The organism is Pseudomonas sp. WP18, assembly GCF_036689585.1.
GTDB classification, from domain to species: Bacteria; Pseudomonadota; Gammaproteobacteria; order Pseudomonadales; family Pseudomonadaceae; genus Aquipseudomonas; species Aquipseudomonas chlororaphis_E.
This window is the reverse complement of sequence record NZ_CP144758.1, coordinates 790,001-802,785: the sequence shown is the minus strand read 5'-3', so window position 1 is coordinate 802,785 and position 12,785 is coordinate 790,001. Positions and strand designations below refer to the sequence as shown.

3 protein-coding genes and 2 rRNA genes are annotated in these 12,785 nt (G+C 60.0%); all 5 read right to left on the bottom strand.

Annotation, left to right across the window (positions count from 1 at the left end; translation table 11 throughout):
• Window positions 1-31 precede the first annotated feature (31 nt).
• Window positions 32-2,131 carry an exodeoxyribonuclease V subunit alpha gene (gene recD, locus V5F23_RS03410; protein ID WP_338497566.1) on the bottom strand — a complete coding sequence of 700 codons (2,100 nt, stop codon included), beginning with the start codon at window positions 2,129-2,131 and terminating at the stop codon, window positions 32-34.
• On the bottom strand, window positions 2,128-5,817 hold the full coding sequence (gene recB / locus V5F23_RS03405; RefSeq protein WP_338497564.1) for an exodeoxyribonuclease V subunit beta: 3,690 nt from the start codon (window positions 5,815-5,817) through the stop codon (window positions 2,128-2,130). The genes recD and recB overlap by 4 nt, the downstream gene beginning before the upstream one ends.
• Window positions 5,814-9,266, bottom strand: coding sequence for an exodeoxyribonuclease V subunit gamma (recC, locus tag V5F23_RS03400; protein WP_338497562.1), 3,453 nt, complete (start codon window positions 9,264-9,266; stop codon window positions 5,814-5,816). Before recC ends, recB begins: the two co-directional genes overlap by 4 nt.
• A 154-nt stretch (window positions 9,267-9,420) precedes the next feature.
• Window positions 9,421-9,536, bottom strand: a 5S ribosomal RNA gene (rrf, locus tag V5F23_RS03395).
• 137 nt (window positions 9,537-9,673) lie between these two features.
• Window positions 9,674-12,565, bottom strand: a 23S ribosomal RNA gene (locus tag V5F23_RS03390).
• Window positions 12,566-12,785 lie beyond the last annotated feature (220 nt).

Genomic DNA, 12,785 nt, shown 5'->3' with positions numbered 1-12,785 from the left:
AACGTCAGCCCCCTTTCGCACTAACAGCAGATCAGTCCGTCTCCCGCTCCAGTTCCAGCATCAAACCGCTCAAGCGCTTGACCTTGCGTCGCACCGCCTCCTCGAATATCCCCGCACGCGGTTCGATCAGGCTGAACCACTGCTTGGCCCGGGTAATGGCGGTGTACACCAGTTCCTTGGTCAATACCGGGTTCAGCGCATCCGGGAGGATCAGCGCGGTGTGGGTGAACTCCGAGCCCTGTGACTTGTGTACGGTCATGGCGTAGACGGTTTCCACATCGTTCAGGCGACTGGGCAACACGAAGCGCACGCCCCCCTCGCCGTCGTTGCGCAGGAAGGCCACCCGCAAGACCTGCTTGCCGGCATCGGGCCCGGCACGCTCGGGCAATTTGAGGGCGATTCCGATATCACCGTTCATCAACCCCAAGCCATAGTCATTGCGGGTCATCAACACCGGGCGTCCTTCATACCACTGGTGATCGCTCTCGATCAGGCGAGCCTTGAGCAACGCGGTGGTGACCCGCTGGTTCAAGCCGTCGACGCCCCAGGGGCCCTTGCGCACGGCGCAGAGCAACTGGAAGGCGTCGAACGCCGACAGGACGTCCCGGGCCCAATCGGCCCAGCAACTGTCCGCCAGCGGGCGATCCGGGGCCGGGCGACGCTCGCGCAACACGTTCAGGTAGTGCCGGTAGCCCTGTGGCCCGCCGGCATGGCCTTCGAGCGCCAGACGCTCGAGCTTGCCATCGTGCTCCCCCGTCAACGCCAGGGAAAACAGGTCGGCATACTGGCCGCCCACCAATGACTGACGAGCTTTTTCAGGCTGCTGCTGATTGACCTGGCGAGCCATCTGGCCGATCCCGCTGCCTTCGCCGAAACGCCGTGAATGCCTGAGCATGACCACTTGCTGCGCCAGGGGATGAGAACCGTCCAGGTCCTGCTGCAAGTCGCTGGCCGCAAGGTTTTCGCCGCTGACCGACTCAAGCCAGGCGCGGGTCCGGGGGCTGTACCAGCCGTCCTCGGCGTCCCGGCACAAATCCCCCAGCACGGCCCCTGCTTCAACCGAGGCCAACTGATCCTTGTCCCCCAGCAACACCAATCGCGCATGGGGCGGCAGCGCATCCAGCAAGTTGGCCATCATCTCCAGGTCGATCATGGACGCTTCATCGACCACCAGCAGGTCCAGCGGCAGCCGGTTACCGCCATGGTGACGGAAATGCCGGGTGCCGGGACGGCTGCCCAGCAAACGGTGGACCGTGGTCACATCACAGGGAATGCGCTCGCGTACCGCGTCAGCCACGTCCAGGGTGCGGACCTGCTGGCTGATGGACTCGGTCAGGCGCGCCGCGGCCTTGCCGGTCGGGGCGGCCAGGCGGATCCGCAGCGGCTTCCCCGCCTCGACGGCCGGTGCCTGCAACAAGGCCAGCAAGCGCACGACAGTGGTGGTCTTGCCCGTGCCGGGCCCTCCCGTCACGATGCTGAAGGCGCCGCGGGTCGCCAGGGCGCAGGCCAGTTTCTGCCAATCGATCGGGCCCGCCGCATGGGCCGGCCCAAACAGCCCGTCCAGACGCTCGCGCAGGTCCTCGGGCGCGGCTTCCTGCTCAGCGAGCCGTTGCCGCAATGCCTCGTCGATACGGCGCTCGTAGCCCCAGTAGCGGCGCAGGTAAAGCCGTTTGCCGGACAACACCAACGGCCGTTGCCGGGCTTCTTCATGCTCATCGACCGCCAGCGCCACCAGTCGGCTGGCCGCCAGCACCTTGCACCAATGGGCGCCGTCCAGTGTGCGCAGTATCTGCGAGGGCAGCAGCATGGCCCCGGCCTGCGCATCGCCCTCGGGAGGCAGCGACAGTGCGAAGTCCGGTTCCTTGAGGGTTTCAAACAGGTCCAGGCAAACGTGCCCGTGGCCCAATTGGTGACTGGTGAGGGCCGCGGCGAGCAGGACCAGCGGATCGTCATCCGGCGCCAATTCATGGAGGAACGCGACGAAGGCCTTGTCCAGGGCACGCAACCAACCTCGCTCGACCCAGCGCGTCAACAATAAAAGCAGGTCATCTGCCCGGCTCAAAGGGGCCAGGTCGACCAGGCGCTCGTCGTCGGCCGGCGTGGGTAGCAGGTCGGCAAAGGAACGGCTCATAGCAATTCTCCCTGTACCCACGCGGGCTCGGCCTTGGGTTCGGGCGCGCCCTGGAACAGGCGGTCGAGCTGTTCGATCAAGGCCCGTGGCGGCCTGGTGAAATACACGCCACGGCTGGCCGAGCGGGTCCCGCGTAGGAACAGGTACAGCGCGCCACCGACGTGCCGGTCATAGTCATAGTCGGGCAACCGCGCCTTGAGCTGTCGGTGCAGGGCCAACAGGTACAGCACGTATTGCAGGTCATAGCGGTTATCCAGGATCGATTGCTCCATGGCCTGTGCGGTGTAGGCCGTGTCATCGACACCCAGCCAGTTGGACTTGTAGTCGGCCACGTAATACCGACCACCGTGCTCGAACGTCAAATCGATGAAGCCCTTGAACATGCCGTTGAGCAACACCGGCTCCGCCGCGACACGAGCGACGCCGCCATGGGTGAATCGGCAGACCAACTGGTCGAGCTTTTGCACATCGACCTTGTGACTGGCGAACCAGAACTCCATCTCCACCTGGAACTGGGCCAGGTGTTCGAGCACCACCGGCGCCTGGCCATCGCCGACAGGCAAAGGCGTCTTGACCACGTGCTGCAGCCAATCGCTCAGCGTGGCGATCCAGCCCTTCCAGCCTCGACGATTGCAGCGTCGGGCCACCGCATCCTCGATAACCTTAGGCGCAGGAGAAAAGCCCTCTCCGGCCACCCACTCCAGCAGGCCGTGAAGGAAAGTGCCCGGGTTGGGACCCCGAGGAAAGCGGTGAATATCGCCGCCCACGGCGTTGGTCTCTCTGGGGGCTTGCGGGTCCAGACGCTCATCGTCGAACAGTTTCTGGGCCTGCGGATTTTCTGGCGCGGCATCGCTGCCTTCGCTCATCACTTCGCCAATGCGCAACGCGCTGTAGGAGGCGATCCACCAATGCTCGCTGGCTTTGCGCACGGGCACCAGGGGTTCGAGCAACACCGCCTCGTTGCGGGGAGGGTGATAGCGCTCGTCGGTGGCCTGGGGCATTTCCTGGCAACTGACTGCATCGCTGCCTTGTTGCAGGTCCTCCAGCCAGCGCCTCAACCCGACCGATTCGGCCAGCGGGCTGCCACCGCCCAACAGATAGCCCAGCGCAGAGAGGTGCAGGATCGAGCGGCTATTGCTGCCCCGCTTGAGATCGGCGACGCCCAGCCAGCAGGCATGTTGCGCTCGCGTGAGCGCCACGTAGAGAAGCCGCAGATCCTCGGCCAACCGCTCGTCATCGGCCTTGGCAATCAACTCGGTCGTAGGCTGGAGACTGATCTGCGCCCTGCCGGCTTCATCGTGGTAATGCAACGGCAATCGACTGCCATCCACCGGTTTCGTCGAGCAGATGAAAGGCAGGAAGACCAACGGATATTCGAGGCCCTTGGACTTGTGGATCGTGACCACCTTGACCAGTTGCTCATCGCTTTCCAGCCGCAGGATCTGTTCTTCCCCGGCCTGCCCGGACAACGCCAGGTGTTCGGATAAATGCCGGATCAGGGCCTGTTCGCCATCCAGTTCGCCAGCCGCCTGCTGCAACAGCTCGCTCAGATGCAACAGGTTCGTCAGCACCCGCTCCCCATCGCTGCGCGCCATCAGTGCCTGGGGCAACTCAAAATCATGCAGCAGGCGCCGCAACATCGGCAGCACGCCCTGGGTACGCCAGACGGTGCGATAGCCACGGAATTGCATGACCCGGGCTTCCCAGGCCAACTCGTCCTGGTTGAGGCGCTCCAGTTCGGTCAACGGCAGGTTCAACGTGATGCTGGCCAGCGCTGCCCGCAACGGTCGTTCCACATCCGGCTCGGCGCAGGCCTTGAGCCAGGTCAGCAGGTCCCGTGCTTCCTGCGAAGCGAAGACCGAGTCCTTGTCCGACAGATAGACACTGCGCACACCCCGGGCGGACAACTGATCTCGCACGGCCTGTGCTTCCTTGCCGTCGCGCACCAGGATGGCGATGTCCGCCGGGCGCAATCCGCGGAGGGTCTCGTCATCGCCCCTGAAGCCGTCGCGCCCCGCCTGGCCGCCGTTGAGCAACGCGGTGATCTGGCTGGCGCAGGCAGCCGCCATGTGCTGCCGGTACACCGCACCGGAAACCGGTTGATCCGAAGGCAACTGCCAGACGTTCAGGGCGGCGACAGTGTGCCCGGCGATCTGCAAGGATTCCTTGCGGCCCTGGGACTCGACGGCCAGGAATGGCACCGGGTTCTCGCCCGAGCGCTCACGAAACAGAAAAGCCCCGCGGCCCTCCCGCCGAGCTTCGGCATTCAGGAAAATGTGGTTGACCGCGCCCACCATGGCATGACTCGAGCGGAAGTTCGTGCCCAACGTGTGCAATCGGCCAGCGGTGGCCTCGCGAGCACGCAGGTAGGTGTAGATGTCGGCCCCGCGAAAGGCATAGATCGCCTGTTTCGGATCGCCGATCAGGAACAGCCCGGTTTCAGGATTGTTCTCTTCGATGCGATAGATACTCTCGAAGATCCGGTACTGAACCGGATCCGTGTCCTGGAATTCGTCGATCAGCGCCACCGGAAACTGCTCGCGAATCAGACTCGCCAGGCGCTCACCGCCGTCGGCCTGCAACGCTGCATCGAGACGCAGCAGCATGTCGTCGAAGCCCATCTCCGCCCGACGACGCTTCTCGGACTCGAAGCGCGCACCGACCCATTGCGCGGCATGTTGCAGCACGGCAGCATCGGGTGTGGGCAATGCGTCCAGGCTGGCTTTGAGGCCGGTCATGGCATCCAGTCCGGGGTGGCTGGGCACTTCGCCCTTCCAGGCTTCAGCCATCCCCTCGGGCGTCAGCCGGGTGAAGCCACTGCCAATGTCCAACAGCTCGAGGCTTTCGTCCTCGACCCAGGCCGTGATCTTCTGAAACCACGGTTCGAAATAACGCGTCTGCATCTTGCGCCCATCGACGCTCTTGCTGGCGACGCCCTGCTGGCAGATCTGTAGCAACTCCACGGCCCATTGACGCCAGGGCGCCTTGAGATCAAGCAAGGCGGCACTGCGCTCCTGCAAGGACGCGGCGATGAGTTCGGCCGGTTCGGTCCCGTCACCGTTATCCCGTTCGCTGGAAAACAACCCTCGCACACGTGGCAGCAGCGCAGCCGGGCTTCCCCAGTGGCTACGCACCCAATTCAATGCATCGCCCTGCATCGAGTAGCAGAACAACCGCCAATAATCGCGCAGCACCTCGCCGAGCAATTCGCTGTGATCGGTTTCCAGGGTCTGGGTAAATAGACTGCCACTGTCGAACGCATGCTCTCGCAACATCCGCTGGCACCAGCTATGGATGGTGGAGACGGCCGCTTCATCCATCCACTGCGCGGCAATGTCCAAACGGTTTGCGCAGGCCGGCCATTGCGCGGTGTCGAACTCATCACGCAGTTCGGCGATCAATGCATCCGGGGCGGGAATTTCGTCACGAAAGAAACGCGCCGCTTCGGCAAGACGGGTACGGATCCGTTCGCGCAACTCCTTGGTGGCGGCGTCGGTAAAGGTCACCACCAGGATTTGCGGTGGAAGCAATTCACGGCCAAACCCGCTGGCAGGGCCACCGTGCCCGAGCACCAGGCGCAGGTACAGCGCCGAGATGGTAAAGGTCTTGCCGGTACCGGCGCTGGCTTCGATCAGTTGGCTGCCACGTAGCGGAAACACCAGGGCCAGCGGTGTTTGCCGACTCATGGACGCACCTGCTCGCCGGCCGATGAAACCCATGGCGCCTGGAGCAATGGCCGGTAAAGCGCGTCGCACCAATCGGGAAAGGTTTCGTCGGCCATCAGCGCATCGAAGTCCGGGAACTGGCGAGCCAGGGCTGGGCTTTCCCGTCGCTCGCCTTCAGAGGTCTGCCCGTCGCCTTCATAGGCTTTTCGCGCAGCCGCTTCAGCCTTGGGCACCTCGCTCTGGCCAAGCCAGGCAAAGGCCGTCTTCACTGCAATGGGCAGCGGCTGGCGCATACCGGCCTGCCAGGCTTGCAACAGGTCGCCCAACAGCCGTTGCGCCACAGGCGCCTCGAAAGGATCCAGCAACAAGCTGTCATCACTGGCCACCAACGCTGTCGTCAGCGACAGGCCATTGGCACAGGCCACAAGATGGTTGACCCACGGACGTATCAGGCGATGCCATTTACGCGTCTTGGAGGCGCCAATGCCATTGGGTATCGCCGTGATCGCGAGGACCGCGCCGTCGCCTCGCTGATGCAGGCCGCTGAGCCACCCTTCGACGCTCACACCTTGCGACTGCACACTGACCTGCACGGCGCTGGTCAGCGGCGTGGGCCATAGCGCCAGGAGTTGTTGGTAACGCTGGAGCAGGTCCGGCAAGGGCTCGATCAACTCGCGCTGCATGCACTCACCGAAGCCAGCCATCGGCAACAGGCCGCTGTTCTGAAGCCGTCTGGCGTGAGCGCTCAGGGCAAGATCCGGTTGGTCCAGGCGCATCAGCGCGGCCTCCAGCAAACTGTCGCTCAGGCTGTAGCGTTGCAGGGCGTCGAGCACGAAGGGTTCGTCGTCGGCCAGGGGGGCTTCGATGGCCTCGAAGAATACTTTCAGCCGCTGGCTGAAGAAATGCCGGACCGGATTGCGCAGGAAATCCTGCAGTTGGCCGAGGCCCAAGGGCTCGTCCTGGATGTAGGGCTCCAACACCTGGGGCTTGCCGGTGTGGTCCGGGGCATCGTGAAGCATTCGCCATTCGCTGGCATAGCTGAACAGCGCATCACCGCGATGAAAATAACGCGCACTGAATGGTTGCAGCGGATGTTCCTGGGTCAGTGCGTCGAGCAGCGTTTCGCGGTCGTCGACCAACCGCCACCCGCTGGCCAGATGATCACGCAACTGGCCGATCAATACCGAAGCGGGGCGCTCGCTGTTGTCACGGATGCTGCGGCCCACCCAACTGATGTACAGTTTTTCCCGAGCCGAAAGCAGCGCCTCCAGCAGCAGGTAACGATCATCCTCACGTCGGGAGCGATCACCGGGACGATAGTCGCTGCCCATGAGGTCGAAATCCAGGGGTGGCTGGGCGCGCGGGTAGTCACCATCGTTCATGCCCAACAGGCACACCAGCTTGAAGGGAATCGCCCGCATCGGCATCAAGGTACAGAAATTGACCGCGCCGGCCAGAAAGCGTTGGGACAGTCGGCCTTGATCCAGCCCGGCCAGCCAGGCTTCACGTACGACCGTCAGCGGCATTTCGTCCAGCAGGCCAACCGACTCACAGGTTTCCAGCCAGGTCTCACGCAGGTCTTCGAGTTGGGCCAGCAGGTAGTCGTCGTGTTCGTTGCTCGCTTGGAAAAACAGCTGTAGGAGGTCGTGCAGGCGCGCTCCCCATTCCTGTGGAGAGGCCGGCTGGGTGAGTGCCTGATGAGCGACCTCCAGTGCGTCCAGTAAAGCCACAAGCGGACCGATCAAGGCTGCGTCCAGGCCGCCAATCTCATCGTAGGGCTCGATGCCTTCGTAAGCATCCGAGCGACCGACAGCGTACCCCAGCAACATCCGGCGCAGCCCGAATCGCCAGCTATTCTGCTCAAGCTCCGCCGGTAAACCCAACCCGGCGCGATGCTCGGCGTTCATGCCCCAGCGGATACCAGCCCCTTCGATCCAAAGGTGCAACGTCGGCAGGTCGGCCTCATCGATACCGAACCGTTCACGCAACGCCGGGACGTCGAGCAAATCGAGGATTTCGCTGACGGGGAAACGACTGTCAGGCAGCTTGAGCAAATGTTCCACGGCGATCAGCAGCGGATCGCGTCCGCGCTGACCCTGATCCGTCAACGTAAAGGGAATGAAGCGAGGGTCGGTTCGATCCAGTTGGCCGAACACCGCGCGAATGTGCGGCGCGTAGGTGTCGATGTCAGGAACCATGACGATGATGTCCCGGGGACGCAGGGTCGGATCCGCGCTGAAATGAGCCAGCAACTGGTCATGGAGAATCTCGACTTCGCGCTGGGCACTGTGGGCAACATGGAAGCGGATCGAACCATCTTGCGCCGTATCGACAGCCGGCCAATGTTCGCGGGTTTCGTTGAGGGGGCGCAGTTCGAGGATGTCATCCTGCAACTGGCCAAGCAGCGTCGTGGGATTCGCTTCACTGAACAGGTCGATACGCCCGTCGCGAAATACCGAGCGATAGCTGTTGGGATCATCGTAGCTGTCGAGCAGGTTGATATAGTCACGCCCCTGCTTGCCCCAGGCAGCCAGGAGCGGGTGGGCGTGCTGATGCAGGGTTTGCGGATCGAGGGCGACGGGCATGCCGCTCTTGCGGGCCTGGCGCTTGTATTGATGCCGCAACAGGTCCTTGTCGGCCACGATGTCCGCCCAGTGGTGGCGGCACGGGTTGTGGACGCACAGCAAGACCTGACTGAACCGGGAAAGCCCGGCGAGCGCCTCGAGCGCCTGGGCGGGCAACGACGAAATGCCGAAGACGATGACCCGCGCCGGCAGACCGTGGGGCGCCGTCTCCAGGCTGTTGATGCGTTCAATGTAGCGCTGGTGAACGCCGGCCCGGCTCTGCGCCATACCGGCCTCCCCCACGTCTACCAACAAGGCTCGCCACAGTTCGGCCTGCCAGCAATTTTCCGGTGCAAGGGGTTTGATTTCCCCTCGCACGTTTCGCGTTTGGTGTCGACCGTCAGCCCAGTCTTCCAGCCAGTCGGCGCGGTATACCTGGTATTGGTCGAACAGGTCGGCAAGGCGTTCGGACAATTGATAGCGCTTACGCAGATCGGTGTCGTGGGTAAGGAAACGACGCAACGGTTCGAAATGGGGTTGCTCGATCAGTTGCGGCAGCAAGCGCATCAGGCGCCAGGTTAACGGTGACTTGTCGAGCAGGGATTTGGCCGGAATCTCGTCACGCCCCAGGACGGTTCGGTAGAGCTGCCACATGAAGCTGCCGGGCAGTTGCACATCAATGGCAGCGGCGATACCGCAACCACCCGTATCGTCATCCTCCGGGTCCTCAGCCAGGGCCAGCTTGAGCCATTGGGCAATGCCGTTGCTCTGTACCAGGGCTATTTCATTTTCAAGAGGAGCCAACGGATAACGCCGCATCAGGCTGATCACCAGGCTGCGCAATTCATCCAGGCGATTCCCGTGAACCACCATGAACGCTGGGCTGAGGGACGTTGCGTCCGGCATGAAAGGCATCCTTGAAAATGCAAAAAGCTAGGGCAGAACCTTAGCACTGTCGGGGGGCTGTGACAGCCGCCCGCTTTCCGAGCTTGTTGTCAGAGTTTTCCTGCGGGCAAAACAAAACCCCAACTGCTTTCGCAATTGGGGTTTCGGAATTTAATCTTGACGATGACCTACTCTCACATGGGGAAACCCCACACTACCATCGGCGATGCATCGTTTCACTTCTGAGTTCGGGATGGGATCAGGTGGTTCCAATGCTCTATGGTCGTCAAGAAATTCTTGAGCCAGCGCGCTTTTCAGCGTTCCAGCAAATCGGGTATGTGATCGGGTGTGAGCCGCAAACTTTCGGTTTGTTTCGTCTTCACCACACCGCAATCTGGCTTTCTAAGCGCAAATTGCTTGGGTGTTATATGGTCAAGCCTCACGGGCAATTAGTACAGGTTAGCTCAACGCCTCACAGCGCTTACACACCCTGCCTATCAACGTCGTAGTCTTCGACGGCCCTTCAGGGAGCTCAAGGCTCCAGTGAGATCTCATCTTGAGGCAAGTTTCCCGCTTAGATGCTTTCAGCGGTTATCTTTTCCGAACATAGCTACCCGGCAATGCCACTGGCGTGACAACCGGAACACCAGAGGTTCGTCCACTCCGGTCCTCTCGTACTAGGAGCAGCCCCTCTCAAATCTCAAACGTCCACGGCAGATAGGGACCGAACTGTCTCACGACGTTCTAAACCCAGCTCGCGTACCACTTTAAATGGCGAACAGCCATACCCTTGGGACCGGCTTCAGCCCCAGGATGTGATGAGCCGACATCGAGGTGCCAAACACCGCCGTCGATATGAACTCTTGGGCGGTATCAGCCTGTTATCCCCGGAGTACCTTTTATCCGTTGAGCGATGGCCCTTCCATACAGAACCACCGGATCACTAAGACCTACTTTCGTACCTGCTCGACGTGTCTGTCTCGCAGTCAAGCGCGCTTTTGCCTTTATACTCTACGACCGATTTCCGACCGGTCTGAGCGCACCTTCGTACTCCTCCGTTACTCTTTAGGAGGAGACCGCCCCAGTCAAACTACCCACCATACACTGTCCTCGATCCGGATAACGGACCTGAGTTAGAACCTCAAAGTTGCCAGGGTGGTATTTCAAGGATGGCTCCACGCAGACTGGCGTCCACGCTTCAAAGCCTCCCACCTATCCTACACAAGCAAATTCAAAGTCCAGTGCAAAGCTATAGTAAAGGTTCACGGGGTCTTTCCGTCTAGCCGCGGATACACTGCATCTTCACAGCGATTTCAATTTCACTGAGTCTCGGGTGGAGACAGCGCCGCCATCGTTACGCCATTCGTGCAGGTCGGAACTTACCCGACAAGGAATTTCGCTACCTTAGGACCGTTATAGTTACGGCCGCCGTTTACCGGGGCTTCGATCAAGAGCTTCGCGTTAGCTAACCCCATCAATTAACCTTCCGGCACCGGGCAGGCGTCACACCCTATACGTCCACTTTCGTGTTTGCAGAGTGCTGTGTTTTTAATAAACAGTCGCAGCGGCCTGGTATCTTCGACCGGCGTGGGCTTACGCAGCAAGTGCTTCACCCTCACCGGCGCACCTTCTCCCGAAGTTACGGTGCCATTTTGCCTAGTTCCTTCACCCGAGTTCTCTCAAGCGCCTTGGTATTCTCTACCCAACCACCTGTGTCGGTTTGGGGTACGGTTCCTGGTTACCTGAAGCTTAGAAGCTTTTCTTGGAAGCATGGCATCAACCACTTCGTCACCCAAAGGGTAACTCGTCATCAGCTCTCGGCCTTGAAACCCCGGATTTACCTAAGATTTCAGCCTACCACCTTAAACTTGGACAACCAACGCCAAGCTGGCCTAGCCTTCTCCGTCCCTCCATCGCAATAACCAGAAGTACAGGAATATTAACCTGTTTTCCATCGACTACGCTTTTCAGCCTCGCCTTAGGGACCGACTAACCCTGCGTCGATTAACGTTGCGCAGGAAACCTTGGTCTTTCGGCGTGGGTGTTTTTCACACCCATTGTCGTTACTCATGTCAGCATTCGCACTTCTGATACCTCCAGCAAGCTTCTCAACTCACCTTCACAGGCTTACAGAACGCTCCTCTACCGCATCACTTACGTGATACCCGTAGCTTCGGTGTATGGTTTGAGCCCCGTTACATCTTCCGCGCAGGCCGACTCGACTAGTGAGCTATTACGCTTTCTTTAAAGGGTGGCTGCTTCTAAGCCAACCTCCTAGCTGTCTAAGCCTTCCCACATCGTTTCCCACTTAACCATAACTTTGGGACCTTAGCTGACGGTCTGGGTTGTTTCCCTTTTCACGACGGACGTTAGCACCCGCCGTGTGTCTCCCATGCTCGGCACTTGTAGGTATTCGGAGTTTGCATCGGTTTGGTAAGTCGGGATGACCCCCTAGCCGAAACAGTGCTCTACCCCCTACAGTGATACATGAGGCGCTACCTAAATAGCTTTCGAGGAGAACCAGCTATCTCCGAGCTTGATTAGCCTTTCACTCCGATCCACAGGTCATCCGCTAACTTTTCAACGGTAGTCGGTTCGGTCCTCCAGTCAGTGTTACCTAACCTTCAACCTGCCCATGGATAGATCGCCCGGTTTCGGGTCTATTCCCAGCGACTAGACGCCCTATTAAGACTCGCTTTCGCTACGCCTCCCCTATTCGGTTAAGCTCGCCACTGAAAATAAGTCGCTGACCCATTATACAAAAGGTACGCAGTCACAGAACAAAGTCTGCTCCCACTGCTTGTACGCATACGGTTTCAGGATCTATTTCACTCCCCTCTCCGGGGTTCTTTTCGCCTTTCCCTCACGGTACTAGTTCACTATCGGTCAGTCAGTAGTATTTAGCCTTGGAGGATGGTCCCCCCATATTCAGACAAAGTTTCTCGTGCTCCGTCCTACTCGATTTCACTTCTAAGATCCTTTCGCGTACAGGGCTATCACCCACTATGGCCGCACTTTCCAGAGCGTTCCGCTAAAATCAAAGAAGCTTAAGGGCTAGTCCCCGTTCGCTCGCCACTACTAAGGGAATCTCGGTTGATTTCTTTTCCTCAGGGTACTTAGATGTTTCAGTTCCCCTGGTTCGCCTCTTGCACCTATGTATTCAGTGCAAGATAACCATCTTATGATGGCTGGGTTCCCCCATTCAGACATCTCCGGATCACAGTCTGTTTGCCGACTCCCCGAAGCTTTTCGCAGGCTACCACGTCTTTCATCGCCTCTGACTGCCAAGGCATCCACCGTATGCGCTTCTTCACTTGACCATATAACCCCAAGCAATCTGGTTATACTGTGAAGACGACATTCGCCGAAAATTTGCATGCTCAATTAAGAACGCTCACAAATTTTACCTTAGCCTGATCCGTTACCAGTGAAAGTAACGTTCAGTCTATCTTTCTATCACATACCCAAATTTTTAAAGAACGATCCAGTCAAAAGACCAGAAATCAACATTCACCATCACGTCGATGGAATGCTCATTTC